General features: G+C 41.0%; 32 protein-coding genes. 11 read left to right on the forward strand and 21 right to left on the reverse strand.

Going from position 1 to position 24,069, the window contains the following annotated elements; all coding sequences use genetic code 11:
• Positions 1-2: 2 nt before the first annotated feature.
• Positions 3-1,253, reverse strand: coding sequence for an exo-beta-N-acetylmuramidase NamZ domain-containing protein (locus PDL71_RS08595; protein ID WP_407528090.1), 1,251 nt, complete (start codon positions 1,251-1,253; stop codon positions 3-5).
• Between the two features lie 99 nt (positions 1,254-1,352).
• On the opposite strand from PDL71_RS08595, the gene PDL71_RS08600 reads away from it, so the two are divergent.
• Entirely contained in the window at positions 1,353-1,802 is a 450-nt protein-coding gene (locus tag PDL71_RS08600; RefSeq protein ID WP_407528092.1) for a peptidylprolyl isomerase, read from the forward strand.
• Between the two features lie 230 nt (positions 1,803-2,032).
• Here the strand turns inward: PDL71_RS08600 and PDL71_RS08605 are convergent, their stop codons facing one another.
• On the reverse strand, positions 2,033-2,578 hold the full coding sequence (locus tag PDL71_RS08605) for a hypothetical protein (RefSeq protein WP_407528095.1): 546 nt from the start codon (positions 2,576-2,578) through the stop codon (positions 2,033-2,035).
• Between the two features lie 68 nt (positions 2,579-2,646).
• A complete protein-coding gene (locus PDL71_RS08610; protein WP_407528097.1) occupies positions 2,647-3,486 on the reverse strand; it encodes a type II CAAX prenyl endopeptidase Rce1 family protein in 840 nt (279 codons plus the stop codon).
• A gap of 57 nt (positions 3,487-3,543) precedes the next feature.
• On the opposite strand from PDL71_RS08610, the gene pepT reads away from it, so the two are divergent.
• On the forward strand, positions 3,544-4,803 hold the full coding sequence (pepT, locus tag PDL71_RS08615) for a peptidase T (RefSeq protein ID WP_407528100.1): 1,260 nt from the start codon (positions 3,544-3,546) through the stop codon (positions 4,801-4,803).
• Here the strand turns inward: pepT and PDL71_RS08620 are convergent.
• Positions 4,793-5,176, reverse strand: a complete 384-nt coding sequence (locus PDL71_RS08620; protein WP_407528103.1) for a hypothetical protein — start codon at positions 5,174-5,176, stop codon at positions 4,793-4,795. The two genes, pepT and PDL71_RS08620, sit on opposite strands and share 11 nt — an antisense overlap.
• 91 nt (positions 5,177-5,267) lie before the next feature.
• Between PDL71_RS08620 and PDL71_RS08625 the strand changes: the two genes are divergently transcribed.
• Entirely contained in the window at positions 5,268-6,197 is a 930-nt protein-coding gene (locus tag PDL71_RS08625) for an SPFH domain-containing protein (RefSeq protein ID WP_407528105.1), read from the forward strand.
• A gap of 53 nt (positions 6,198-6,250) precedes the next feature.
• On the opposite strand, the gene PDL71_RS08630 is transcribed toward PDL71_RS08625, so the two are convergent.
• From PDL71_RS08630 to PDL71_RS08660, 7 genes are all read right to left on the reverse strand, one after another.
• A complete protein-coding gene (locus PDL71_RS08630) occupies positions 6,251-7,000 on the reverse strand; it encodes a DUF1801 domain-containing protein (RefSeq protein WP_407528108.1) in 750 nt (249 codons plus the stop codon).
• On the reverse strand, positions 7,000-7,374 hold the full coding sequence (locus PDL71_RS08635) for a DoxX family protein (protein WP_407528111.1): 375 nt from the start codon (positions 7,372-7,374) through the stop codon (positions 7,000-7,002). Before PDL71_RS08635 ends, PDL71_RS08630 begins: the two co-directional genes overlap by 1 nt.
• Before the next feature lie 25 nt (positions 7,375-7,399).
• On the reverse strand, positions 7,400-8,242 hold the full coding sequence (locus PDL71_RS08640; protein WP_407528113.1) for a VOC family protein: 843 nt from the start codon (positions 8,240-8,242) through the stop codon (positions 7,400-7,402).
• Between the two features lie 69 nt (positions 8,243-8,311).
• Entirely contained in the window at positions 8,312-8,752 is a 441-nt protein-coding gene (locus PDL71_RS08645) for a VOC family protein (RefSeq protein ID WP_407528116.1), read from the reverse strand.
• Between the two features lie 25 nt (positions 8,753-8,777).
• Positions 8,778-9,644, reverse strand: coding sequence for an SRPBCC family protein (locus tag PDL71_RS08650; RefSeq protein ID WP_407528119.1), 867 nt, complete (start codon positions 9,642-9,644; stop codon positions 8,778-8,780).
• Between the two features lie 49 nt (positions 9,645-9,693).
• Entirely contained in the window at positions 9,694-10,296 is a 603-nt protein-coding gene (locus PDL71_RS08655; RefSeq protein ID WP_407528125.1) for a dihydrofolate reductase family protein, read from the reverse strand.
• Positions 10,293-10,706 carry a VOC family protein gene (locus PDL71_RS08660; RefSeq protein WP_407528127.1) on the reverse strand — a complete coding sequence of 138 codons (414 nt, stop codon included), beginning with the start codon at positions 10,704-10,706 and terminating at the stop codon, positions 10,293-10,295. Before PDL71_RS08660 ends, PDL71_RS08655 begins: the two co-directional genes overlap by 4 nt.
• A 123-nt stretch (positions 10,707-10,829) precedes the next feature.
• Here PDL71_RS08660 and PDL71_RS08665 point away from each other — a divergent pair, with 123 nt between their 5' ends.
• Entirely contained in the window at positions 10,830-11,810 is a 981-nt protein-coding gene (locus tag PDL71_RS08665; RefSeq protein WP_407528130.1) for a GlxA family transcriptional regulator, read from the forward strand.
• A 69-nt stretch (positions 11,811-11,879) separates the two neighbouring features.
• Here the strand turns inward: PDL71_RS08665 and PDL71_RS08670 are convergent, their stop codons facing one another.
• The gene (locus PDL71_RS08670) at positions 11,880-12,665 is read right to left on the reverse strand and encodes a TerC family protein (RefSeq protein WP_407528132.1); all 786 of its coding nucleotides are present in this window, start codon (positions 12,663-12,665) and stop codon (positions 11,880-11,882) included.
• Between the two features lie 168 nt (positions 12,666-12,833).
• Between PDL71_RS08670 and PDL71_RS08675 the strand changes: the two genes are divergently transcribed.
• Both PDL71_RS08675 and PDL71_RS08680 read left to right on the forward strand, forming a co-directional pair.
• Positions 12,834-13,529, forward strand: a complete 696-nt coding sequence (locus tag PDL71_RS08675) for a MotA/TolQ/ExbB proton channel family protein (protein ID WP_407528135.1) — start codon at positions 12,834-12,836, stop codon at positions 13,527-13,529.
• A 9-nt stretch (positions 13,530-13,538) separates the two neighbouring features.
• On the forward strand, positions 13,539-13,952 hold the full coding sequence (locus PDL71_RS08680; protein WP_407528137.1) for an ExbD/TolR family protein: 414 nt from the start codon (positions 13,539-13,541) through the stop codon (positions 13,950-13,952).
• A gap of 406 nt (positions 13,953-14,358) precedes the next feature.
• Here PDL71_RS08680 and prmC read toward each other — a convergent pair whose 3' ends face one another.
• A complete protein-coding gene (gene prmC, locus PDL71_RS08685; protein WP_407528139.1) occupies positions 14,359-15,240 on the reverse strand; it encodes a peptide chain release factor N(5)-glutamine methyltransferase in 882 nt (293 codons plus the stop codon).
• Between the two features lie 141 nt (positions 15,241-15,381).
• Between prmC and ribD the strand changes: the two genes are divergently transcribed.
• From ribD to PDL71_RS08700, 3 genes are read left to right on the forward strand one after another with little or no spacing between them, the layout of a single operon-like run.
• Complete coding sequence (gene ribD / locus PDL71_RS08690) at positions 15,382-16,443, forward strand: bifunctional diaminohydroxyphosphoribosylaminopyrimidine deaminase/5-amino-6-(5-phosphoribosylamino)uracil reductase RibD (protein ID WP_407528142.1); 1,062 nt, start codon at positions 15,382-15,384, stop codon at positions 16,441-16,443.
• Complete coding sequence (locus PDL71_RS08695; protein WP_407528145.1) at positions 16,444-17,325, forward strand: hypothetical protein; 882 nt, start codon at positions 16,444-16,446, stop codon at positions 17,323-17,325.
• Positions 17,326-17,330: 5 nt separating this feature from the next.
• On the forward strand, positions 17,331-17,939 hold the full coding sequence (locus PDL71_RS08700; protein ID WP_407528148.1) for an IMPACT family protein: 609 nt from the start codon (positions 17,331-17,333) through the stop codon (positions 17,937-17,939).
• On the opposite strand, the gene PDL71_RS08705 is transcribed toward PDL71_RS08700, so the two are convergent.
• Complete coding sequence (locus PDL71_RS08705) at positions 17,936-18,697, reverse strand: YdcF family protein (protein WP_407528151.1); 762 nt, start codon at positions 18,695-18,697, stop codon at positions 17,936-17,938. The two genes, PDL71_RS08700 and PDL71_RS08705, sit on opposite strands and share 4 nt — an antisense overlap.
• Before the next feature lie 79 nt (positions 18,698-18,776).
• On the opposite strand from PDL71_RS08705, the gene PDL71_RS08710 reads away from it, so the two are divergent.
• Positions 18,777-19,274, forward strand: coding sequence for a hypothetical protein (locus PDL71_RS08710; RefSeq protein WP_407528154.1), 498 nt, complete (start codon positions 18,777-18,779; stop codon positions 19,272-19,274).
• Here PDL71_RS08710 and PDL71_RS08715 read toward each other — a convergent pair.
• From PDL71_RS08715 to PDL71_RS08740, 6 genes are read right to left on the reverse strand one after another with little or no spacing between them, the layout of a single operon-like run.
• Positions 19,271-19,894 carry a hypothetical protein gene (locus PDL71_RS08715; protein ID WP_407528157.1) on the reverse strand — a complete coding sequence of 208 codons (624 nt, stop codon included), beginning with the start codon at positions 19,892-19,894 and terminating at the stop codon, positions 19,271-19,273. The two genes, PDL71_RS08710 and PDL71_RS08715, sit on opposite strands and share 4 nt — an antisense overlap.
• The gene (locus tag PDL71_RS08720; RefSeq protein WP_407528160.1) at positions 19,884-20,474 is read right to left on the reverse strand and encodes a hypothetical protein; all 591 of its coding nucleotides are present in this window, start codon (positions 20,472-20,474) and stop codon (positions 19,884-19,886) included. Before PDL71_RS08720 ends, PDL71_RS08715 begins: the two co-directional genes overlap by 11 nt.
• Positions 20,392-21,135 carry a DUF1543 domain-containing protein gene (locus PDL71_RS08725; protein ID WP_407528162.1) on the reverse strand — a complete coding sequence of 248 codons (744 nt, stop codon included), beginning with the start codon at positions 21,133-21,135 and terminating at the stop codon, positions 20,392-20,394. Before PDL71_RS08725 ends, PDL71_RS08720 begins: the two co-directional genes overlap by 83 nt.
• Positions 21,132-21,263, reverse strand: coding sequence for a hypothetical protein (locus tag PDL71_RS08730; RefSeq protein ID WP_407528164.1), 132 nt, complete (start codon positions 21,261-21,263; stop codon positions 21,132-21,134). The genes PDL71_RS08725 and PDL71_RS08730 overlap by 4 nt, the downstream gene beginning before the upstream one ends.
• Before the next feature lie 16 nt (positions 21,264-21,279).
• Positions 21,280-21,912: a hypothetical protein gene (locus PDL71_RS08735; RefSeq protein WP_407528167.1), complete on the reverse strand. Its 633-nt coding sequence runs from the start codon at positions 21,910-21,912 to the stop codon at positions 21,280-21,282.
• 41 nt (positions 21,913-21,953) lie between these two features.
• Complete coding sequence (locus PDL71_RS08740) at positions 21,954-22,841, reverse strand: 3-hydroxyacyl-CoA dehydrogenase family protein (RefSeq protein WP_407528170.1); 888 nt, start codon at positions 22,839-22,841, stop codon at positions 21,954-21,956.
• 115 nt (positions 22,842-22,956) lie between these two features.
• On the opposite strand from PDL71_RS08740, the gene PDL71_RS08745 reads away from it, so the two are divergent.
• A complete protein-coding gene (locus PDL71_RS08745) occupies positions 22,957-23,310 on the forward strand; it encodes a four helix bundle protein (RefSeq protein WP_407528173.1) in 354 nt (117 codons plus the stop codon).
• Between the two features lie 32 nt (positions 23,311-23,342).
• On the opposite strand, the gene PDL71_RS08750 is transcribed toward PDL71_RS08745, so the two are convergent.
• Positions 23,343-23,978, reverse strand: coding sequence for a carboxypeptidase-like regulatory domain-containing protein (locus PDL71_RS08750; RefSeq protein WP_407528176.1), 636 nt, complete (start codon positions 23,976-23,978; stop codon positions 23,343-23,345).
• Positions 23,979-24,069: the final 91 nt, after the last annotated feature.

Raw genomic sequence — 24,069 nt, forward strand, 5'->3', positions numbered from 1 at the left:
TCTTACTCAAAATCTTCATACAGCAAATACTTCTTCCGTATCGCTTTGAATTTGCTCAGTGCAGGTTCCCAGCTTTTTCTGATTTCTGTTTCACTCTTTCCTGCAATAATCTGTTGGCGAAGAGTGCTGTTACCTGCCAGTTTGTTAAAGAAATAATCTTCTTCCTTACCACTCTTAGGCTTCAGCCAAAAAGAATCTTTAGTTGGGAATAGCTTATAGGCTTCCATCAACCACTTCAACTGCACTTTATTATTTACTTTTTTAAATACCTCTTCTTTGGTACCGCTTAAATCCCAGCCATAGCAAAGTTTATCCTGCAGCTTAGGCGTTTTAGCGCCTTCCATGCTTTTCGGTGTAAACTTCACCAATGTTTTGGGTAAGGATGGATGACCAAAGATCTGAAACTGTTTATTCGTGCCTCTTCCTTCACTCAACACAGTGCCTTCAAAAAAACAAGTGGAAGGGTAGAGATAAATGCTTTGAATGTTAGGAATATTGGGCGATGGTTTCACCGGCAGTTCATACAAACTCTTGTGTGTGTAATTAGCATTCTTGATAATCTGGAAATGAAAAGGTGTGTCTTTAGAGTTCTCTGCATTTTTATAGTACGCAAATTTTTCATTGGCTTTTTTGCTCAGCCATCCTTCGCCTGCAATCATCATTCCGTATTCAGCAATCGTCATTCCATATACAATAGGTACGGGCTGCATACCTATAAATGATTTAAATGGGGCTTCCAGTACCGGGCCGTCTACATAATGTCCGTTAGGATTCGGCCGGTCAAGAATCATTAATGGTTTACTGTTTTCAAAAGCAGCTTCCATAAATTCCTGCAACGAAGAGATGTAAGTATAAAAACGAACACCTACATCCTGTATGTCAAAAATCAAAAGATCCGCTTTGGCTAAATCTTCTGCTTTTGGTTTGCGGGTGGCACCGTATAAAGAAATCACTTCAATTCCTGTTTTGGGGTCTTTCATATTGCCCACTTTTTCACCGGCATCGGCCGTACCACGGAAGCCATGCTCCGGGCTGAAGATGACGGTGATGTTAACACCCAGACTCTTCAAGGTATCAATCAAATGAACCTTGCCCACCATGGAAGTTTGATTAGAAAACACGCCTACTTTTTTCCCTTTCAGCAACGGAACATAAACGTCAATTCGTTCAGCAGCGGGTGTAATACGTTGGGCCTCAGTGGTACCGGCAAAGGTTAAAACCAGGAGGACTGTAATGATGCGGAATAATTTCATTTAGTTCATTTATGCCTTCAAAATTGCACAAATAAGATGGTAAAAAAAAGTCAATCTCCTACAGGGGCATCCTCCTACCTTTGCAGAAACATTACAAATATGCAAGCAAAAAAAGGAGATACCGTACGTGTGCATTACACCGGTAAATTAACAAGTGGCGAACAGTTTGACAGCAGTGCCGGACGTGCACCACTGGAGTTTGAAGTAGGCGCCGGTATGATGATTAAAGGTTTTGACGATGCAGTAGTAGGTATGGCCATTGGTGATAAAAAAACAATCAATATTCCTGCACATGAAGGATATGGTGAGCGTAGTGAAGAAATGGTGATTGATTTTCCCCGTTCTAATTTTCCGGATGATATGGCTCCAGAAGTGGGCATGCAACTGGTAATGAATAACAGTGCCGGTCAGCAGTTTCCTGTAACCATTGTGGAAGTGGGAGAGGAACTCGTAAAATTAGATGCCAATCATTTTCTTGCCGGTAAAGAACTGGTATTTGATATTGAAATGGTGGAGATTGATGCAAAGGGATTGATTATTGTTCCATAAGTATTTCTTGTTTGAGGTTTATTGTTTTTGGTTGTGAGCAATAGTTCCTTGATTGAGCTTAAGTTGCGTCGCACTCTTGTACAGCCTTACTACTATTCATCAAAATAAAAACGGTTCGCAAAGCGAACCGTTTTTATTGTATAAAATTCAAACCTACAAGTGTGCGACGCCAATGCAGATGATAGCAGTAATTAGCTTGTAACCAAAAACTATAAATCACAAACCACAAACTATTTCCTTCCCATCCACCAACCCAGCCAAATACCTACCAATCCCCAACTCGCCAGGGCATCTATAAAATACGCTCTGATGTCAAACAAAGGATACCAGATGTGACCGGTATAAGCACCGTTAGTAAAGCAGATTATGCCAACGATTAAACTTGCTGTTAAATACGTACCGAAACCTTCGGGCGCCATTTTAGAAAAAATCCAGCACAGCAGCGATACAATAATGATATTGGCAATCAGGCCACGTGCCATGTTCATGCCCATGTTTATGTTCATGACTTTGTAATAACTGATGCGAGCCCATGGTTTGCCTTCCATTTCTTTCATTACTTTTTCCATTTCATCCATAGAAGCACCGGGCTTTTCACGGGGTACCATGTATGCACCTTCATTCAGTCCGATGGAACTGAGCGCATTTAAAATACTGTCTTGCTTTGGTGTGTATTGCTGGCCTTTGTCGTGAAGGCTTGCAACCGTCCAGGAAATGGTTTGCCAGGCAAACAACAGCAGGCCACCTACAAGGCCGCCGATAATGATTTTTTTCATGTTTGTTGGTTTTAGTGAAGAGTAAAGTAGAAAACCCCTTTGGCAAATGCAAGTAAACTGGCCCTGTTTTATGCAGACGGTACTTTGTATTTCTTATGAAACAATGAGTAAAGTACCGGGATCATCATTCCGAAAACAATGGTTGTAAGCCAGGATGCTTCCAGTCCAAATTCGCCACCGGTTAATAAGATGGAACCACGCAGGTTTTGCTGCAGCAGCGATGGAAGTTCCAGGCCGCTTACTTTAAAGCCAATCACCGGACCTTGTACAAAATTCCAACTGAGGTGCAGCAATATGCCAAACCATAAATTGCGGGTAAAAATGTAATTGATGCCCAGCAGTAAACCCGCCAGCAGAATGTTGAAGAAGGCGGTGAGATTAAATTCAGCATTGAAAGAATGAGCGGCTGCAAAAATGAAAGCGCTGGCAAACAGGGCTGTTTTTTCATTCATGCTTTGCATAAGATTGTTGAGCATATAACCTCTGAACACCAGTTCTTCTGTAAATGCTACCAATACCATGAGCAAGAAAGAGGGTAATAAAGAAAGCAGCGAAACATCATCAGGTATCCATTCCAACAATTGCATCAGCCATAGTACTACAGCAATGAAGTGACAAAGAAAAATACCCGAAACAAAGCCGATCATTGCTTCCCTTGCATATTGCTTTAGCGGAAGTCCCAGGCTTTTTATTGATGCCCGGTCCATCCATTTCCTGAATATCAATACCAATAGTATCCCGACGATTAATTGAATCAGAATGTTTCCCCAAAGTGCCGGTACATCAGGAAGGGAAATGGAAGCAGATAGCTTGCTCAGGGCCGTTGTTGTAAACAGCATCAGCAGCAGGTATGCTATCAAAAACAATACTGCCCGTAACCATCCCTGTTTAATAAGCGGTTGTTGCATGTGAGATTTTGGCCGAATGCTGAAATCAATTTTCTTTACAATTCAAAAATAGGTGGAATGAGTACAAACTACAAATACGGAACGGCTGAGCGGTTGATGCGTTATGTACAGATAGACACACAAAGTAATCCTGACAGCAATACATTTCCTTCTACAGAAAAGCAGAAAAACCTATCACAATTGCTCGTGGCTGAATTGAAGGCCATCGGCATCAGCGATGCACATATGGATGCGTTTGGTTATGTGTATGCGATGATACCTTCTAACTCTGAGAAAACGATTCCGGTTGTTTGTTTCTGCAGTCATGTGGATACAGCGCCTGATTGCAGTGGCACTGGTGTAAAACCCATCCTTCATCAAAACTATAATGGGCAGGATATTGTGTTGCCCGATGATCCATCCCAAATCATTTCACCCAAACAATACCCTTATCTTAATAAACATATCGGTAAAGACATCATTACGGCCGGTGGTAAAACCTTGCTGGGCGCCGATGATAAAGCAGGCGTAGCTATTATTATGAGTATGGCTGCTTACTTACTGCAGCATCCTGAAATCAAACATGGGCCTATCCGTATTTTGTTTACACCCGATGAAGAAGTGGGAAGAGGTACCGAAAAAGTAGATATGCAAAAATTAGGAGCAGCTGTTGGCTATACATTGGATGGCGGTGAGCTGGGCACACTGGAAGATGAAACATTCAGTGCGGATGGTGTAGAAATCGTTATTCATGGTGTGATTGCACACCCGGGCTATGCAAAAGGCATACTGGTTAATGCAATAAAGATTGCTTCTGAAATCATTGATGCATTACCCAAAGATGAATGGAGCCCTGAAACTACAGAAAAACGCCAGGGGTTTGTTCATCCAACCGATATCAATGGACTGGCAGAAAAAGCAACCATTAGATTCATTGTTCGTGATTTTACAGAAGAGGGGTTGTTACAACATGAAGCAAGATTAAAGTCTATTGCAGAAAATGTATTGAAGCAATATCCGGGCTGCAGTATGGAATTTCATGTGAAAGAGCAATACCGTAACATGAAAAAAGTATTGGAACAACATCCCCAAATTGTTGCTTTTGCTCAAGAAGCTTACAAACGCTGCGGTTTAACAGTAGTGAAAGAACCCATACGTGGGGGTACTGATGGCAGCCGTTTCAGTTTTATGGGTATGCCCTGTGCTAACCTGTTTACCGGTATGCAGGCCATACACAGCAAGCATGAGTGGATAGCTGTGGATGATATGGAAACGGCCACCCGCATGTTAGTGGAGCTGGTGCAGGTGTGGGAGCAGCAATCAGCAGTTACATCTTAACAAAATTTGTTTCAGGTTTTGGTTCGGGCCAGATGCGGAGGATCCAGTACACCGGCATTGCAATACTGCTGGCAAGAATAAAAACTACCAGCCAGATAACTCTCTCTTCCTGCTTTACTGCTTTATTATTGAAGGCGTGAATACAGAAATAAATAATCAACGATACCTGCAGCACAATTGACAGTAGCATGATGATAAAGAACGGTGCCATTCTTGAAAAAAACTGAATCGGAAAATCATCTCCTTCAGCAAATTGCTGGTGCAGGGGCAGCGAAGGCATAAACACAGTGAACATATATACTACACTTCCTAATCCAATAATAATCGGCGAAAAGGCGAGCACACCCAGCCAGATTTTTTTATTTCTGTTCATGTTTGTAAGGTTTGATTAAAGTTACACGAAGTTGTTGAGACTTGCTGCTGTTAATCAACTGCTTTGCAGTACATTTATAAAAAAAACAACTATGCCGGAATTAATTCTTTCTAATTGGTGGGTATTAATCGTAATTTTTATTGTTTTCAGCGGACTGGTAACAGTAAACCAGGGTACTATTGCTGTAGTAACCATGTTTGGTAAATATCAACGTGTGCTCAGGGCCGGGTTAAATTTTAAAATACCGGTGCTGGAGCAGATCTACAAACGCATCAGCGTACAAAACAGATCAGTAGAACTGGAGTTCCAGGCAGTAACGATTGACCAGGCGAACGTATATTTTAAAAGTATGTTGTTGTATTCTGTACAGAATGAAACAGAAGACACTATCAAGAAAGTAGCCTTCAAATTTTTTAGTGATAAAGATTTAATGCAGGCGCTGGTACGCACCATCGAAGGTAATATCCGCAGCTATGTAGCTACCAAAAGGCAGGCTGAAATACTTGGTCAGCGTAAGGAAATCGTAGACTATGTAAAAGCTGAAATTGATCATACGCTGGAAGACTGGGGTTATCATCTCCAGGATTTGCAGATCAATGATATTACTTTTGACCAGGTGATTATGGAGAGTATGAGTAAAGTGGTGGCCAGTAACAACTTAAAAGCGGCGGCTGAAAATGAAGGCCAGGCTTTGCTTATTACTAAAACAAAAGGTGCTGAAGCTGAGGGTAATGCTATTAAGATTTCGGCTGAAGCGGAACGTGAAGCTGCCCGTTTGCGTGGACAGGGTGTGGCCCTCTTCCGCCAGGAAGTGGCTAAAGGTATGACTGAGGCAGCCGAACAGATGAAACAGGCGAACCTGGATACCAATGTAATCCTCTTCAGTATGTGGACAGAAGCGGTGAAGAATTTTGCAGAATATGGTAAAGGCAACATTATATTCTTAGATGGCAGTGCTGATGGTATGGAAAAAACTATGAAGCAGATTCAGGCCTTGATGGTGAAACAGGCAGGTCAGTAAATACACATAAATGTAAACAAAAAAGGAGCTTCTACCGGAAGCTCCTTTTATTTTTAAACCAGTTCTAACTGCAGTTTAATAATACGGCTCAATTCTTTTTTAGCAGCCGTTATTTCCTTGGCTGATTTGAAAATGATAATTCTTCTGTCTTTATAATTTCCTTCTAACAGCGGTGAATTGATTTTTACAATTGTCGGGTGATGAAAAATCAACCGGATTAAAGAAGGATTCGACAGGTTGAATGTAAAAAGATCTGCTGTTGTGTAATAGCTGGGTGCATTCCATTTTATACGTTCCCGGAGCGTTGCACTTGTTTTACGGATAAGTTGGCGCAGCACCTCTACTTCATCTTTTAACTCATGTTTCAACTGCTTCATGTAACTCGTTACAGCATCTTCATCAGTGCCGGCTTTCTTTACTTTTTGTTTTTCTGCAGGGGCTGCTTTTTTAGTATTTGTTTCCTCAAGTCTGAATTTTACAATCCGCTCAATCAGGTCAACGGGCAGTTTTTCTTCTATAGGAAACTGTACAGAACCTTTGCCCTGTTTGTATCTGCTCAATTCTTTTTTAAAAGCTGCATGCCCTGTAGGAGTAGCATAAAACCCAATATGTTTTTCGTAGCCTGCAAAATAAACAAGCGGCTTTCCGTTGTTTTTGTAAGCAGGCATGCCATAGCTGATGCTTTCAACCGCATCGGGAGCCGTTTTGCGGATGATGCTACGTATGCGTTTGAGTAACTGTTGCGTGGCCGCAGGAAACGCAGCAATATAATCATCAACGGATGTGCTGTTTATTTTTTTCATCAGGCCCTGTTTCTTTTGGTCCAGAAATAATAAGAGAGTATACCGGTAGCAAACCAGATAATCATACCCAGCATTCCTGCGTTAAAGCCAAATGCAGCTATTATTGAAAAGGTAGCTCCTGCAAGATCAAAAAACAAACCGGCATACGCCCATTCTTTGATTCTGGATAAACCGGGAATGAGCAGCACAATAGCTCCTGCAATTTTTGCATAGCTGATGAACTGAATAAAATAAACAGGATAGCCCATTCCTTTGTGGATCATTTCAATGGTCTGCTCATTAGGCTGCAATCCACCTATTGAAGAGAAGATCATTAACCCGGCAAACAGAACGGTGAATACCCAGTAAAGGATGTTGGTTGTTTTGATTGTCATATTGTTATTTGGTTTGGTTAAAGAATCAGGCCGCTTCTAAAGTGGCAATATCAAGTTTTTTCATTTTTAAAAGTGCCTGCATCACCCGGCCACTTCTTTCACCATCAGTCATGAGTTGTGAAAGTTTTTTGGGAATAATCTGCCAGCTCACTCCGAATTTATCTTTGAGCCATCCGCACATGCTTTCTGCACCGCCATCAGCAGTTAAAGTATTCCAGTAGAAATCAATTTCATCCTGTGTTTCACATTCAACAACAAATGAAACTGCTTCATTAAATGCAAAACTATGTTCACCATATCCATCCATCACCATGAATACTTTTTCATCCAATGTAAATTGTGCATGTTGTACGGCGCCTTCCGCCTCGCCGCTTTCAGGAGGGTACAGCAAAATACCTTCCACAGTTGATTGCGGAAATACTTCCACATAAAACTTCATGGCCGCTTCAGCTTTTTTGAAACTGTTGCCAACAAATAAAAGACAGGGTGTTATTTTTTGATTCACATCACTGTACTTCCCTTTTATAAGTTGCCAGGCAGTACCATATTTATCCTGCAGAAATGCATAACGTTCGCTCCACGGATATTTATCCAGTGGCATTAATATCTTGCCATTATCGGAAAGCTTTGCAAAGAATGTGTTGATTTCTTCCTCTGTTTCGCATATAACAGAAAATGAAATAGAAGGATTGAGCTGAAAATACGGGCCTCCGTTGAGTAACATAAACGATTCTTCGTTTACACGGAATTTTACCACCATGGGTGTATCGGTAGTGATGGAAGCATTTTCAAAAACACTGCAATAAAAAACGGCGGCTTCTTTAGCGTTAACATTAAACCAAAGACAGGGATGAATATGATGTTTCATATCAGGTTCTTTTTAGAAAAGTAAGTATTGATTTTATATTGAATAACAGAGCGGGCTGCTTAGTCGTGTTTATTGTTGATACAAACAATTAAACATCCACTTTACACCAAATTTATCAGTACAGCTTCCGAAGTATGCACCCCAGAACATATCCTGTAATTCCATTTCCACCGCACCATCTTTACTCAAGGCATCAAATAACTGCTTTGTTTCTTCTTTGGTATCCGGCATCAATTGAATATGAATGTTATTCCCGAAGGTTACTTTAAAACCCATTTGTTCAGGCGCATCAGTTCCCATCAATAAATGTCCACCGGTAATGGGCAGTTCTACATGCATCACTAAGTTTTTCAAATCTTCAGGAGTGGAGGGCATACCTTCCATTGGCGGCATTTCACCATAGCGACGGATGCCGGGAGCAGTAAACTCGGTGCCGAAAACTTTTTTATAAAACAGGAATGCTTCTTCTGTTTGATTGGAAAAATTAAGATAGGTGCTAACGCTTGCCATGATGAGTTGATTGAAGGGTTAAATGTTATTGTTCACAAATCGTTTTTAGTTTATTCAAAGCCCGGGGCCATGCTTCTTCAAAATAAGATTTGTAATCAGGGTTTGTATCCATGTCTATTTCAAGAAGCGTACTATTATTTTGCTGGTGGAAGGTGTAGTTTTCCAGCATGCCTGCCCATCCTTCCACTTCAGGGCCTGATGTAATTTGTTCATCTGCTCTTACAAGACCGATATGCTCAATGCTTACATAACTATTGGGTACATGTTCCCTTATGCGGCTTGCGATCCCTTCTTTTTCTCCCTTATCATTAGTGCCTACAAATAATATGGAAGCTCCTTTTTGCCAACTGCCTTCATAGCGGGAGGTGGGGTTAAACTCTGCTGTCCACTGTTGGTAGGTTTCTTCCTGAAGCATGGTAGTAAAAACTTTTTCAACAGGAGCCATAATAGAAACTGAGAAATAAATTACTTCAAATTTGCTGTTACCTTCTGTATGTTTTTTAAAGTTGTTGAGGATGGCCTGCCAGCCCTGTTGCTGCATTTCAACGGGGTTTTCGTTTTCTGCATCAAAGGTGACTTCAACATGAGTTTCATTTTCTTTTGCTGTAAAGTGAACAGCAGCTTTTCTTCCATCGCTCATGGTGTATTGAATGAGTTCGTTATGCTTTACTGCGTCATAAATACCATCAAAGTCAAAGCTGAAACTGCCGTCTTTTGCTGCCATGGTACTGCTGAACTTTCCGCCGGGTCTGAGATCATTGCTTGCTTTAAGAGTGCACCAGTCATCACTGGCATTGTTCCAGCGGATGATATGGCGTGGTTGGGTCCAGCATTCCCAAACTTTATCAATGGGCGACTGAATCTGTGCTGATACAGTAATAGATGTTGGCATGATTGGATGGATTGGTTGATGAATGATGTTGTATAGAAATTTAATGTTCTTAAGTACCGATCGTTCCTGTTCTAACGGGCCCTGCTTTTTTATAGTTAGCGAAAATTACACCGTTTGAAACAACCAGGCTTTCCGTTAATGTAAAACTTGATGGTTGTGTTCCCTCGCCAAACAAACGCTTCCCCTTGCCAAGTGTAACCGGAAAAATTTTCAGCCACAATTCATCCACCAACTCATGTTTCAGCAATGTTTGAACAAGATCACCGCTGCCATGCACCTGTAGATCGGAGCCTTCCGTATTTTTTAGTTTTTTCAACTCATCAACACTGTTCAGGAATACAGAGTTATTCCATTGCCAATGACTTCCGCTCTTACTCATTACATATTTTCTTACTTCGTTTACACCGGGCCAGAAGTCGCCGTGTTGGGGCCAGTACGCAGCAAATATGTCGTAGGTTTTTCGACCTAACAGTAACTCGGATGGCTTCAGTTGCTGTTCCATCATTTCACCTGCTGCTGCATCGGCTTCATAAAAGAAAGGAGCTGTCCATCCGCCAAATTCAAAGCCATCAGAACTGTCTTCCTCAGGGCCACCCGGCGCCTGCATGACACCATCTAAAGAAAGAAATGATGATACAATAATTTTTCTCATGCTTCCTGTGTTTTTGTGTAGTGAAACATCCAGTTAATGCCAAACTTATCAGTAAGTATTCCAAACGTAGAGCCTTTGTAAGTTTCATGTAAAGGTTCTATAACCACTCCTTCTGCTGCAAGTTTATAGAAATACGTATTAATATCCTCCGCCGTACTGCAATGCAGGTGCAGCCAAACATTGTTATTGTTACCGGGATGATGTAAACAATCGCCTGCCATCAGTAGAATATGATTACTCTTTAATGAACTCTCAAGAATCTTATGGCCCATTTCTGCAGGCAATTGAGCAGCCATTGGAGATTCAGCAAACTTCTGCATCACCAACTCACCTCCAAAACATTCTTTGTAATACAGCATCGCCTCCTTTGTATTACCGTTAAACCTGATGTAAGCGTTGATTTGTGACATTTGAATTGGTTGATGAGTACAAAGCTATATTCCTGATGGCTCCTTTGTGTTGTGGTTTTACGACAATGTATGGGGTTGTTTACGACAGTCAATCCAATTATCTTTATCAGCTCAATCAAGACCATGAAACAAATTGCCATTTTGGTTCCTGAAACAGCAGTGGTAGAAGCTGTAGCTGATCCCCGTTATATGTTTACCGCTGTTAATGAGTTTTTAAAAAGCAAAGGTCATGCACCGATGTTTAATGTACAGTTAATCGGCCTCACCAAAGAAGTGAAATTGATGGACGGCCTGTTTACGATTCATACCAATGCAGTTTTAAAAAATGCAATCAAGCCGGATTTGATCATCATTCCCGCCATCAGCGGTAATATGGAGCAGGCTATAAAACTGAATCATGAATTTTTACCGTGGATAGCTTCACAGTATAAAAAAGGAGCGGAAATAGCCAGTTTGTGTTTGGGTGCATTTTTATTGGGAGCAACGGGGTTATTAAAAGGCAAAACCTGCAGTACGCATTGGTTGTTTGCCAATGAATTCAGAACCATGTTCCCGGATGTAGATCTGGTAGATGCAAAGATTGTAACCGATGAGCAGGGCATCTATACCAGCGGTGGTGCAAACTCTTACTGGAATCTTTTACTCCATCTTGTTGAAAAATACACGAACAGGGAACTGGCCATTCTTGCATCCAAATTCTTTGTGCTGGATATTGATCGTAAAACACAATCACCGTTCAGTATGTTTCGTGGACAGAAGATACATGAAGATGAAACCATTAAAGAAGTGCAGCATTTTATTGAAGCCAGTGTAAACGAAAAGTTATCAGTTGAAGCTCTTGCAGATCGTTTTTCAATTGGCCGCCGTACGTTTGAGCGAAGGTTTAAGAAGGCTACACAAAATACGGTTGCAGAGTACATTCAACGGGTGAAAATAGAGGCCGCCAAAAAACAATTGGAAACCGGCCGTAAAACAGTAAGTGAGGTGATGTATGAAGTGGGATACAACGATACAAAAGCGTTCCGGGAAATGTTTAAAAAAATCACGGGGCTTTCACCCATTGAGTATCGTAACAAATACAACAAAGAACTTGCTGTTACTTAAAAGCTGATTACATCTATTCAAAATAAAAAAGCGGTCTCAACTGACCGCTTTTTCTTTGGTGAGTATTTATTATTCCTTGATGCTGGAATTATTCAGCTCTACATTTTCTTTATTCCGCCGCATGCGGATGTTGATCATTTCCACAAAGAGTGCAAATGCCAATGCCGTGTAGATGTATCCTTTGTTAAACTCCTGGTGGAAGCCGTTGGCAATTAAAATAATTCCGATGGCAATTAAGAAGGCCAAGGCCAATACCTGCAGTGATGGATGTTTATTGATGAAGCGGCTGATGGGTCCTGCAAATATCAACATCACCAGCATACTGATGATTACGGCAATAATCATGATTACAATATTGTCCACCAGTCCCACAGCAGTTAAAATACTATCAACGCTGAACACCGCATCAATTAATAAAATCTGTACAATCACAGCAGTGAAAGAAGAAGTGCCGGAAACTGATGCGGGTTTTTCTGAACGTTCCAGTTTGTTATGAATTTCGGTAGTGCTTTTGATGAGCAGGAAAATACCGCCCACAATCAGGATTACATCTTTCCAGCTGATGGCAAGATTAGTGCCCGGGTTAGTGGGATCGTCCAAAAACGGAACCGTTACAACCGGATCTTTCAGTTTCATCATCCAGGTAATAGTAAAGAGCAGACCAATACGCATAATAAGTGCCAGGGTTAAACCGAGATTACGGGCCTTCGCCTGTTGTTCTTTCGGCAGTTTGTTGGCTAAAATGGAAATGAAGATGATATTGTCAATACCCAGTACAATTTCAAGAAAGGTAAGTGTAACCAGGCTGATGAGAATAGCCGGGTTTGAAAAATCAGGCATGGTGAAAAGCAGCATAAAAGAGAGTTTTTACAAACCTATAACAAAACAATATCCAAATGGTTAAAAGATGGTACGATATTGCTACTGTGGAAAATAATTAACAGGCAACACCGTTAATTCACCCATCAGGATTTACATTTGTTTGCTGCCCGGCGGCAAATTCATTAAAACCAGTTAAACCACATGAACTTCTTTTTTTTGCAGGTACAAAACGTAGCCGATTCTCTTTCAAAAACAGTTGCGGCTCCTGTTGCTCCCAAACAAATGCATTTAATTGACCTCATCATCAGCGCCGGATGGATCATGATTCCGCTGTTGCTGCTGAGTGCATTTACCGTTTATGTGTTTGCTGAGCGCTGGATGGCCATTAAAAAAGCCGGGCAGGTAGATGATAATTTCATGAACATCATCCGTGATAATATCCTCAGCGGTAATATTACAGCCGCCCGCAATTTTGCACGGAATACCAATAATCCCGTAGGCCGCATGATTGATAAAGGCATTCAACGCATCGGCAAACCCATTGATGCCATCAACTTCAGCATGGAGAATGTAGCTGAGCTGGAATTGTTCAAACTGCAACGGAACGTGAATGCGCTTTCCATAATTTCCAAAATTGCTCCCATTTTCGGATTTGTTGGTACGCTGGTGGGTTTAATGCAACTGTTCTTTAACATTAACGCTACCGGTGAATACGAGCTCAGTACCATTGCCGGCGGTATTTATACAAAACTCATCAGCTCCATAACCGGTTTGGTGGTAGGTTTGGTGGCGTACCTGTTTCATAATGTGTTGGAAACCCAGGTTGATAAAATGGCCAACAAACTGGAAGCCGCTTCTGCTGATTTCTTAGATGTATTACAGGAACCCACCCGTTAATCCACCAATATGAGACTAAGAAAAAAACATAGAGGTGAAAGCGAGGTTTTTACAGATGCATTGAATGATATTCTCTTCATTTTGCTCATGTTCTTTTTGATTGTGAGTACGCTTGCTAATCCCAATGTGCGGAAAGCAAGTCTGCCGAAAGCAAAAAGCAATACCCGCAGCAAACAAACCGTAGTGGTGACCATTGATAATACCAACCGGTTTTATGTCGGTTCCAAACCTGTCGATCCGTTGATGATGGACAGCACGCTTTCCCAGATCATTAACAGCAAACGAACCAGCGGTGAAGAAGTAAGTATTGTGATCAATGCCGATCGTAATGCCACTATTGAAAGTTTTGCTGCTGTGCTGCGTGCCGCAGATAGATTGGGTGTAAAGGCGGTGATGAGTGTAGATAAAAAAGGAGTGGAGTAGGAGTTTCTTGTTTGAGGTTTTTTGTTTTTGGTTACGGGCTTTTGTATTTTATGGCGACGGTTTTGCCACGCCAGCCTGACGGCATAGGCAGGCTCGTTTCATGGTTCCGTTTCCATAGCGGCAGTACTAAGCTTGGCCTGTACTGAGCGAAGTCGAAGTATCATACACATCAAGGTATGTGCAAATAGCAGCAATTTTAATTTGATTTGTTTGTATTTTTTTTTGAAATGATTCAAGTGTCTGACGCCTCCACGGCGTCCTGACACCAACCTCCGAAATTTTGAGTGCCTCCGGTGTCAGGACATCGCAGATGTCAGACACCTTATGAGAATGTTACCATTTAAAACAAATTCAGCTTCTTAAGGTTCATTATAATTTATAAGCTGCAGGAATAACAAACTACAAACTATAAACTGCAAACCACAAACCTTTCATTCCCGCTCATATCCTTCAACAACTCAACATTTGTAAATCCTTTTTCTGTAAACACAGCTGCTGTTTCTTTTCCTAACTGTTGATTGATTTCCACATATACTTTTCCGCCGGGCTTCAGATGTGTGGTTGCAAATGCAGCAATCTTCCTGTAAAAAATCAACGCATCATCATCAGGAACAAATAAGGCTTTATGCGGTTCATATTGCAGCACATGCTCACTCATCGACTTGCTTTCGCCGGTTTTAATATAAGGAGGGTTGCTTATGATGATATCAAACATGCCCAGCTCTTGCCATTTGCTTTCATCTAAAAAGTCAAGCAGCTGAAAGTTGATTGATGTTTCATGGTTTACTGCATTAGTCATTGCTACATGCAGTGCCTCACTGCAAACATCCACTGCCGTTACTTCCGCTTCAGGGATATTTTTTTGGATGGTGATGGGAATACAGCCGCTGCCGGTACCGATATCGAGTAAGGAAGCAGGAGGTACGATGTAAGAAGAGCTCGTATTTCTTACCTCATACTTCATACTTCTTACATCTTTTATAATCAGCTCTACTAACTCCTCGGTTTCCGGTCTTGGAATGAGTACACTTTCATTCACTTCAAATTTCAGGTTATAAAACCATGCTTCATTGAGCACATATTGTACAGGACGATGGGTCAACAGTTCTTTTAAATAGCGGTTGATCTGTTCTGTTTGCTCGGTTGTAACAATGGATGCTTCAATAGCTCTCATATCAGCCTTTCCTGTATGCTCCACTACCAATCGGGCAATGGCGGATGCCTCGCCTTCTTCATATTGTTGCAGGAGTACTTGCTTCAGCAACCGGTATTGTTCTTTCCACAGCATGGCTGCAAAGCTAATGGCTTGAATCTAATTAAAGAGAGAACTGTCTGTCCCCTCCCGGGAGGGGCATCAGGGTCTGCAATAATCAGAATCTTTCATGGGGGTGGGTTTATTAGCCTGCACCATTTACATTTGCAGGCTGCAATGACCAAAGAGGAACAATACATGCTCCGTTGTATAGAGCTCGCCCGGAAAGGCGCAGGTTTAACTGCTCCCAATCCCATGGTGGGCGCTGTACTGGTGTATCAGGACGAAATCATTGGCGAAGGTTATCATGAACGTTATGGTGCAGCTCATGCTGAAGTGAATTGCATCCAGGCAGCACTGAATGCCGGCCATGCAGATAAATTGCAGCAATCTACCATTTATGTTTCCCTGGAGCCTTGTGCCCATTTCGGCAAAACGCCTCCCTGTGCTGATTTGATTATTCAGCATAAGATTCCGAAAGTGGTCATTGGTAGTCTTGATCCATTTGCTGAAGTGAATGGTAAAGGAAACGACAAGTTAAAGGCAGCGGGTATAGAAGTAGTGAAAGATGTATTGAAAAATGATTGTTTGGAGCTCAACAAACGCTTCTTTACATTTCATCAGCAGAAGCGTCCTTATATTATTTTAAAATGGGCTCAAACCAAAAATCATTACATCAGCACAGGCGGTGCTGAACGTTTAAATATCAGCAATGATTTTACCAACCGGCTGGTGCATCAATGGCGTAGCGAAGAAGCTTCCATACTTGTAGGCACCAATACTGCATTGATGGATGATCCGCAACTTACCAACCGGTATTTTAATAGCCGGCAACCTATTCGGCTGGTGTTGGATAAAGAGTTGAAATTACCTGCTTCATCCAGGCTCATGAATCAGGATGCGCCAACGATTATCTTTAACTATCAGAAACATGCAGAAGAAGGTCAGCCAAAGTATTATCAGATTTCTAAAGATGAAAATGCAGTGCATCAGATCATACGGGCACTCTACCGGCAAAATATTCAAAGTGTATTGGTGGAAGGCGGGGCACAGTTGCTGCAAAGTTTTATGGACGAAGGTTTGTGGGATGAAGCAAGAGTTATTACCAATGAAGAACTGAGTGTTGAGAATGGATTGTCAGCGCCAACACTTCCGTCTGCCTTGAAAATTGAAACTGTAAGTATTATGTCAGACAAGATTGAATTTTATAAACCAAAAACCAAAAACGATCAACTGTAAATGTTATTTCTTCTCGGTTCCATCATACTCACTTCCTGGCTCACACTTTCATTTAAAGTGGTGGAGCGGTTTAATATCCCCGTATTCCAGGCCATCGTGTTTAATTATATCACTTGTGTCATTACAGGATCTTTTGTGAATGGTGCCTTTCCCGTAAGCAGTTCTACAACCGCAGAAAGCTGGTTCAAATGGAGTTTGCTCATGGGCTTCATGTTTGTTTCTATTTTTAATGTAGTGGCGCTTACCGCACAAAAAATGGGTGTGGCCATTGCATCAGTCGCCAATAAATTATCATTGGTAATTCCATTTCTTTTCTCCATTTATCTCTATAACGAAGCCATCACGTGGATAAAAATTGCAGGAATCATCATAGCCCTGGCCGCTGTGGTGCTTACCTGTTTGCCCTCTTCCAAAGGCACCGAACCTTCCGGGCAAATTTTTAAACCGGTAAACCTTTTACTGCCGGTGATTCTTTTTATCAGCAGCGGGTTGCTGGATACGTTGATTAAGTATGTGGAGCAGACAGAATTGAATGAAGCCAATAAAAATGCGTACCTCATCACTTCGTTTGGTGTTGCTGCTTTGTTTGGATCGGTTGCGTTGATTTTTTTGTTGATCACAGGCAAAATGAAATTTGATGTTCGTTCTCTTGCAGCCGGTATTATGATCGGCGTACCTAATTATTTTTCTATCTGGTGCCTGGTACGTGTGTTGAAAGAATACCAGGGAAACAGTTCGGCTATTATACCTGTAAACAATATGGGTATTGTTTTATTCAGCACCATTGCTGCATTGTTTTTATTTAAAGAAAAACTTTCCCGATTGAACTGGCTTGGTATTTTACTTTCTATGTTAGCCATCGCCTTTATTGCATTCGGATAATTCATATGAGTGAACAGGATTTTTATACAACCATTGAGCAATCGGCTGTAGCAGAGTTTAAAGACCGTGGCAGTAAATTTCTCGCCTATGCATTCCCCGCAGCATCTGCAGAGCAGTTTAAAAACGAACTGCAGAAATTAAAGGAATTGCATCCCAAGGCCAATCATCATTGCTTTGCTTATCGCATCGGTACGGATGGTTTGTTGTTTCGTGTAAGTGATGATGGAGAGCCTTCCGGTTCTGCGGGTCGTCCCATTTTAGGACAAATTGATTCCAAACAATTAGTGAATGCAGCTGTGGTTGTGGTTCGTTATTTTGGCGGAACGCTGCTGGGTGTGCCTGGCCTCATCAATGCCTATAAAACCAGTGCGGCACTTGTTTTACAAACCATACCGTCCGTACAAAAGCAAATTGAAGTGTATTACCGTGCTGAGTTTGATTATACACGTATGAATGAGGTAATGATGATCTTAAAACAATGCAACTGTACCATACAGGAACAGGAGCTGCAGTTGTTTTGCAGTATTAAAACAGGTATTCCCAAAAACCGGCTGGAAGAAGTGTTGTACCGGTTTAAAGATTTGCATGATGTGCAGTTGCAGAAACTTGCTTAAGCTTTCCCGGTAAAACGATAGACCCACAAGCCCACTACTTCTTTTAAAAACTGTTCCCATCCATTAAAGGCATGAAAAGAAGGAAGACAAGCTTCATTAAAGCTTTTTGGATTTTGCAATGCATGGAAATTACAGGGGTAAGCTGTTACAGGTATTCCGGCTTTTTTAAAAACTTCCACAGAGCGGCGCATATGCAGGGCAGATGTTATAAGCAGGTAGGGCGGAGGTGTTTGCAATGAGTCGAGCAGCTTTTTTGAATAAACAGCATTTTCATACGTATTCCTGCTTTGGTTTTCACTAAGGATATCCTGTTCAGGAATACCAAACTCTTTAAGCTGATCTACTACAAAATCTGCTTCTTTATGTTCTTGAAAACGGATGCTGCCGCTGCCACCCGTGATAAGTATCTTTTTTATATGACCCAACTTGTACAACCGCACAGCCTGGATAAAACGATCAGCAGCGGCGCCGTAATAACCTTGTTTCTTTTGTGTTTCAAAACTTACAAACCCGGCTAACAGAATACCTGTGTTATATTGCTCATCACGCTTCAGTTCTTTTTTAGGGTATTGCCATGCCAATGTTATGCGATAGATAAGATAGGGATTGGAAAAGACCAGGAAAAGACAGAGAAGCAGGATGCCGGCTTTCCGTTTGCGTTCTTTGTGTTTCGTAAACAACCAATACAGAAACAGCAATAACAGCCAGTTAAACGGCGAGAGAAATACATATAATACTTTAGACAGAATAAAAAACATGGAGCGAAAGATAAAGAATTCCTGAACCTGTTGAATCTGGTACTAATTTTGAAGTTGCAATTGTTTAAAATTTACCGTTATGTTTCGCCTTATAACTTCCTTTATTGCCTGCTTAATGTTGCTGGCAACTGCATCCGCACAATTAAAAACCAAACAGGATTGTAACCTTATTGCAGTTGATGTGTACAAAGGCTGGATCAATGAAGCAAAACCTAATGCAGACCCGGAACAGATAAAAGTAAAACTGCCCTGCTTTAATTCTTTTGAAAAAGAAGGAAATGAAAGTAAATGTGGTGGCGGTATTTATTATGACGATAAGGATTTTAAATTTTACATACAGCGTGATTATGTAGTGCTGGGCGAAAAATTTAAAGGCAAACTGAACATTCCGCTACTGGGGGCCAAAAGGGATGATTTGTTTGCATGGTTTGGCAATCCCAAGTTAAAGGATGCCAACTGGGAAGCCTACCAGATGCAATACGGAACCTTGATTGTTTATTTCAATGCTAAAAAGCTGGTGAATAAAATCATCATGAGTACAAAATCTACGGAAGAGATTGATTTATGTACTGATTAATACCTTCCTCTTCTTGCTTTGTTTCTTTGTTTGTTACCTGCCATATAACCGATACTGAGTGCATGTATTGAAAAGTCAAAAGCTTTGGTGCCAATTCTATTATCGTAATAATTGGTAAAGGCACTTTGAAAACCTGTATTAATAAAAATGCCGTTCCGGAATAAATAACCCAGTGTTGTTCCCCATCCCATTTTAAAAGGATTATAATCTTTATCCTGAAACACATCTGTACTACCGGATGAAAATCCATAGCCTGCATTCAGACTTAAGTTAATGAAAGCGGCCCCTCCACCTGCGGGTAAATACTCTGTAAAACCCATCCATAATTCAGGGTAGGTGAGGGTATGATTGTTTAAACCAAGAATGGAACTGGCATTGATCCGTTGTGCACCTATTTGTGTTTGAAATGATAACCGGCGGGTGATTTCATAATCCAATACAAAAGCGGCACGCCAGGCACCGTTATTATTAATGATTGTTTCAGTGTTTCTGTATTGAAAGCCGGAGTATTGCCAGCCTGCTGTAAATCCCGGGTGCCATTTTTTAGGTTTTTGTGCAACGGCTACCTGTAAAGAACAAATCAAAACCAGCAACAGTGCATAGCTGAATTTATTTTCCATTGCTGCGACGGTATTTAATTTCTTTATTGATTTCAATCAAAGCCTGTAATAACTCCTGCAGCCGTTCGGGGTTATTGATGTAGGCATCCATCGGCATTTTACCGATTTCATAATGAATCACACATCGCCAGCGGTTCACACCTGTGTAGCATTCCAGCATAATACCTGCTCTTGTATAAAACCTGTATTCAGTATAGCGTTGGGCACCATGATCGGTTTTCATGATTTCGTTGCGTACCTGCTGCAGGTAGCCGATGAACTTTTCCAGTTCGTCTTCATCTATGTACTCAGCGTTGGTAGCAGGGGCATCGGTAAACAGATTGCGGTTCAAACGTTGGTCAATCCGCACGGCATACATCTTATGACCGGTGTTGAGTTCTTCCAGGGTGGCCATGTACACCGCCAGTTCCCGCACATTGGCCCATTCATCCAGGTGGTATTTTACATTGGTGCGGTTGTCGTACAGTTTACGGTGAAACTTGCTTTCAAACATAGAGTCAACACGGATCACTACTGTATCTACCTGTGCAAATGTGATGAGTGAAAAAAGACTGAGAAGAATTGTAAAAAGGAATTTCATGTTTGCAGTTTTTTGTATAACTGCAATAATAACCCGTCTGTTTACAGGCAAACGTGAAAGGAAACTTAAACCTCTGACTCTTTATAGCTTTTAAGAATATGTACACAAAAGAACTGAGTTTAAAATAACCTAAGTGCAGTTCGTCTTCTGTTGCCGTATCAGCAGCAGGGCTCAGAATAATTTTATAGCCTTCTTTTTGAGCAGGTGAAAGAATATCTTCAATTTCATATACATCGTCTACATCCACTCCGTATTTATCATCAATATGTGAGTTGGCTCCTTCAAAACCTGTATGCTTGTAAAAAGCGGTTTGTTTGGAAGCATTGATAGATTCAGCTTTATCAACTGCTGCATAAATCATTTTATAATGATATTCTTCAAACTCATTTTGTTTGTAGCCGCCGAGGTTGATGAAAAAAAGTTTGGCGGAAGAAGAAATGGGCTCTGATGCTGGAACAATTTTTACTTCATAACCGTTTACATGGGTCACTTTACGGTATCCATCAATATGCAATTTGCCTTCTGCTTCCGGCCAGAATGAAATGAGTTGCGGAATTAATTCTTTTACTGAAGGTGCTATTCCGAAAAATACATCATGTTGTTCAGTGTGACGGCCCGGCGGTTTGCAGCCGATGAGAAGCATGAAGAGATATTGGTTCATTTTGATATCTTTTTCAAAAAAGCAGTTTGCTCTTTGGTTGATAAAGTATTTGATTTCTTTCCAAGGAGCATGGCATTATACAAAGCTTTTTCATCTGCTTTGCTTCCTTTTGGTTTAATTTTTATCATAATTTATCTGAAAAATTTAATGATGCTCCAGTCCAAGCAAAATTGGATTTTCATAAATAGCCTGTGCGAGTATTATTGAAAGAAATACAGAAACTGTTGTGGCAAGCAAAACAAAAATGTTTCTATAAGTTTGTTTCGTAAAAGCTTTAATAATGTAATAGGTGATCAGCACCAATATAATTACAAAAATGTAATAAATTCTGTTGGAATAAACAGCGATAACTCCAAAAGTCAAACCGCAAATTAGAGTCGAAATCAATCCGCCAATAAGTGAGCCATAAACAGTTTTGGCCTTTATTTTTTGGTCATCTTTCTCTGATTCTATTTCAGAATATGCCTTAGCTACAATTTCTTGTGTTTTTTCTTTTGACAATATGGATGAGTCAGTACTCTTTTCAATAAATTCTTTGTGAACTCCTTTTGCAGACAGATCTCTTATTTCCTTTTTAATACGTGCTTGTTCAGCCGCCAGTTTTTGTTGATCCTGCTCTTGTGAGAGTAATTTTTCCAACCCCCCTTTTCTGTCGATAACAATGGAAAGTGCTTCTTTTGCTTCTTCACTGTAACCTTCAAGATTATGATGAACACTCAGAAGCTCAGAGTTAGAATATGTTTCATACTTAGCAATAAAATCATTTACAGAAAACATATAAGTGATTTATAATAGTGTAGCTCTAAAATATGAATTTATTACAAAAACCTTTCACTCACTTTCGCCTCTTTACTTCCTGCAGTATAAACATAAAACCCTTCACCGCTCTTTACACCCAGTTTGCCGGCAGTAACCATATTCACCAATAACGGACAAGGTGCATACTTGGGATTGCCGAATCCATCCTGCAACACACGAAGAATGGCCAGGCAAACATCCAGTCCTATAAAATCAGCTAACTGCAAAGGTCCCATCGGGTGCGCCATGCCCAGTTTCATCACCGTATCAATTTCTTCCACACCGGCTACGCCTTCATACAAACTGTAAATGGCTTCATTAATCATGGGCATAAGAATACGGTTGGCAATAAAGCCGGGATAATCATTTACTACACAGGGAATTTTGCCTAACTGTTTGCTCAGTTCAACAATTGTTGCTGTTACTTCTTTAATTGTAGCATAGCCGTTAATAATTTCCACCAGTTTCATTACCGGTACCGGATTCATAAAGTGCATGCCAATTACCCGTTGCGGACGGTTAGTAACTGCAGCAATCTTAGTAATAGAAATAGAAGAAGTGTTGGTAGCAAGGATGCAACCCTGCGGTGCATATTTATCTAACTGCTGAAAAATATCCAGCTTGAGGTTCACATTCTCGGTAGCAGCTTCTACCACCAGTTCTGCATTTTGAATGCCTTCAATCAAATCTGTTTTGATGGTAATATTTTTCAGCGCCGTTTGTTTCTGCTCTTCTGTAAGCGTTCCTTTTGCTACCTGGCGGTCCATATTTTTTCCAATGGTAGCTATTGCTTTTTCTAACTGGGAATAATGTACATCTACTAAGTTTACACTGAAGCCTGCCTGTGCAAATACGTGTGCTATACCATTACCCATGGTACCGGCGCCGATAACGGAGATCTGTTTCATGATCTGAAAATTATGAGTAGTTTGAAATCGAAAGTGGGAAGTGAAAAATCGAAAATAGTTTTCACAGCCTGCAATCGTAACACGAAAATCGAAACAATTCATCAAACTAAAAAATATGAGCCAGCAATTAAAAGACCGCACAAAAGCCTTTTCAGTAAGGGTTATTAAAATGTGTAAAGAAATTCCCTCCGGTAAGATTGAAGATATTATTGTAAAACAGGTTGTTCGCTCTGCTACTTCAACAGCGGCTAATTACAGGTCTTCTTTAAGAGGAAGAAGCACGGCAGATTTTATTTCAAAGCTCACAATTGCAGAGGAGGAGGCAGATGAAACCTGCTACTGGCTTGAATTAATGATTGATGTTGAGGTTTTTCCTCCTAAAAGATTAGAGCCGTTATTGAAAGAAGCAACCGAAATAACAGCTATTCTAACCGCTTCCGGCAAAACGGCAAAATCGAAACGTAAGTAGGTTCTCACTTTCAATTTCTCACTTTCCATTTTCTATTTTTTCTTAAAATCCCCCCGCTTCCATGCATTGATAAATTCAGCCCAGGCAGCCGGACTAAAAATGGGTTGCGGGCGAAACTGGCCATTGTAGTAAGTAGCTTGTGCAGCCTGGCGCAGGGTGCGGCTGGAGCCTTCCGTTCCATCACGGGGAAGACTTTGCTGCAGAATACGGCTCTGTGCTGTAAGCGTATTCTGGCGGGCAATTTCAATCTTATCTGCCGGTACATCTGTATTTACAAAATCACGTTCAAACTGCTCACGGCTGGGCCTCGCCTTAATAATTGTGGCAGGCAGGTACACGGTATCGGTCACCATCAGTTGAATAACGCTGAAGCTGTTGCCTTTTAAATCAGCCGGAATGGTAACCGCCTTGGCTTTATAACCGATACTGGTAAAGTCAATCACATCACCCTTCATCACCACAATACTGAATACGCCCTGTTCATTTGTATACGTACCACGGTTTTGATTACGGAGTTTTACAGTAACAGAAGGGATGCCCCGCAAGCTGTCGGCCGTCATTACCACGCCGTACAGTTGCACTACGGAATCTTTAAACGTTTCAAACTGGGCTTTGGCAGCAATGGTAATTCCCCAGCAAATAAATGTGAGAAGTAGAATTTTCTTCATCGGCTTCAAAAATAAGAGGAAATGATCTGAATCATCAACAAATCAACCCCTGCAATGGTTAAATTTGCACCCTCAACAATTTTTTTAACAA

The sequence above is a fragment of the Lacibacter sp. MH-610 genome (assembly GCF_045780045.1).
In the GTDB taxonomy this organism is placed as follows: domain Bacteria; phylum Bacteroidota; class Bacteroidia; order Chitinophagales; family Chitinophagaceae; genus Lacibacter.

Coding starts and splice junctions, on each gene's coding strand:
- PDL71_RS08595 (WP_407528090.1), bottom strand. CDS start 1,253: ATGAAATTATTCCGCATCATTACAGTCCTCCTGGTTTTAACCTTTGCC.
- PDL71_RS08600 (WP_407528092.1), top strand. CDS start 1,353: ATGCAAGCAAAAAAAGGAGATACCGTACGTGTGCATTACACCGGTAAA.
- PDL71_RS08605 (WP_407528095.1), bottom strand. CDS start 2,578: ATGAAAAAAATCATTATCGGCGGCCTTGTAGGTGGCCTGCTGTTGTTT.
- PDL71_RS08610 (WP_407528097.1), bottom strand. CDS start 3,486: ATGCAACAACCGCTTATTAAACAGGGATGGTTACGGGCAGTATTGTTT.
- pepT (WP_407528100.1), top strand. CDS start 3,544: ATGAGTACAAACTACAAATACGGAACGGCTGAGCGGTTGATGCGTTAT.
- PDL71_RS08620 (WP_407528103.1), bottom strand. CDS start 5,176: ATGAACAGAAATAAAAAAATCTGGCTGGGTGTGCTCGCCTTTTCGCCG.
- PDL71_RS08625 (WP_407528105.1), top strand. CDS start 5,268: ATGCCGGAATTAATTCTTTCTAATTGGTGGGTATTAATCGTAATTTTT.
- PDL71_RS08630 (WP_407528108.1), bottom strand. CDS start 7,000: ATGAAAAAAATAAACAGCACATCCGTTGATGATTATATTGCTGCGTTT.
- PDL71_RS08635 (WP_407528111.1), bottom strand. CDS start 7,374: ATGACAATCAAAACAACCAACATCCTTTACTGGGTATTCACCGTTCTG.
- PDL71_RS08640 (WP_407528113.1), bottom strand. CDS start 8,242: ATGAAACATCATATTCATCCCTGTCTTTGGTTTAATGTTAACGCTAAA.
- PDL71_RS08645 (WP_407528116.1), bottom strand. CDS start 8,752: ATGGCAAGCGTTAGCACCTATCTTAATTTTTCCAATCAAACAGAAGAA.
- PDL71_RS08650 (WP_407528119.1), bottom strand. CDS start 9,644: ATGCCAACATCTATTACTGTATCAGCACAGATTCAGTCGCCCATTGAT.
- PDL71_RS08655 (WP_407528125.1), bottom strand. CDS start 10,296: ATGAGAAAAATTATTGTATCATCATTTCTTTCTTTAGATGGTGTCATG.
- PDL71_RS08660 (WP_407528127.1), bottom strand. CDS start 10,706: ATGTCACAAATCAACGCTTACATCAGGTTTAACGGTAATACAAAGGAG.
- PDL71_RS08665 (WP_407528130.1), top strand. CDS start 10,830: ATGAAACAAATTGCCATTTTGGTTCCTGAAACAGCAGTGGTAGAAGCT.
- PDL71_RS08670 (WP_407528132.1), bottom strand. CDS start 12,665: ATGCTGCTTTTCACCATGCCTGATTTTTCAAACCCGGCTATTCTCATC.
- PDL71_RS08675 (WP_407528135.1), top strand. CDS start 12,834: ATGAACTTCTTTTTTTTGCAGGTACAAAACGTAGCCGATTCTCTTTCA.
- PDL71_RS08680 (WP_407528137.1), top strand. CDS start 13,539: ATGAGACTAAGAAAAAAACATAGAGGTGAAAGCGAGGTTTTTACAGAT.
- prmC (WP_407528139.1), bottom strand. CDS start 15,240: ATGCTGTGGAAAGAACAATACCGGTTGCTGAAGCAAGTACTCCTGCAA.
- ribD (WP_407528142.1), top strand. CDS start 15,382: ATGACCAAAGAGGAACAATACATGCTCCGTTGTATAGAGCTCGCCCGG.
- PDL71_RS08695 (WP_407528145.1), top strand. CDS start 16,444: ATGTTATTTCTTCTCGGTTCCATCATACTCACTTCCTGGCTCACACTT.
- PDL71_RS08700 (WP_407528148.1), top strand. CDS start 17,331: ATGAGTGAACAGGATTTTTATACAACCATTGAGCAATCGGCTGTAGCA.
- PDL71_RS08705 (WP_407528151.1), bottom strand. CDS start 18,697: ATGTTTTTTATTCTGTCTAAAGTATTATATGTATTTCTCTCGCCGTTT.
- PDL71_RS08710 (WP_407528154.1), top strand. CDS start 18,777: ATGTTTCGCCTTATAACTTCCTTTATTGCCTGCTTAATGTTGCTGGCA.
- PDL71_RS08715 (WP_407528157.1), bottom strand. CDS start 19,894: ATGGAAAATAAATTCAGCTATGCACTGTTGCTGGTTTTGATTTGTTCT.
- PDL71_RS08720 (WP_407528160.1), bottom strand. CDS start 20,474: ATGAAATTCCTTTTTACAATTCTTCTCAGTCTTTTTTCACTCATCACA.
- PDL71_RS08725 (WP_407528162.1), bottom strand. CDS start 21,135: ATGAACCAATATCTCTTCATGCTTCTCATCGGCTGCAAACCGCCGGGC.
- PDL71_RS08730 (WP_407528164.1), bottom strand. CDS start 21,263: ATGATAAAAATTAAACCAAAAGGAAGCAAAGCAGATGAAAAAGCTTTG.
- PDL71_RS08735 (WP_407528167.1), bottom strand. CDS start 21,912: ATGTTTTCTGTAAATGATTTTATTGCTAAGTATGAAACATATTCTAAC.
- PDL71_RS08740 (WP_407528170.1), bottom strand. CDS start 22,841: ATGAAACAGATCTCCGTTATCGGCGCCGGTACCATGGGTAATGGTATA.
- PDL71_RS08745 (WP_407528173.1), top strand. CDS start 22,957: ATGAGCCAGCAATTAAAAGACCGCACAAAAGCCTTTTCAGTAAGGGTT.
- PDL71_RS08750 (WP_407528176.1), bottom strand. CDS start 23,978: ATGAAGAAAATTCTACTTCTCACATTTATTTGCTGGGGAATTACCATT.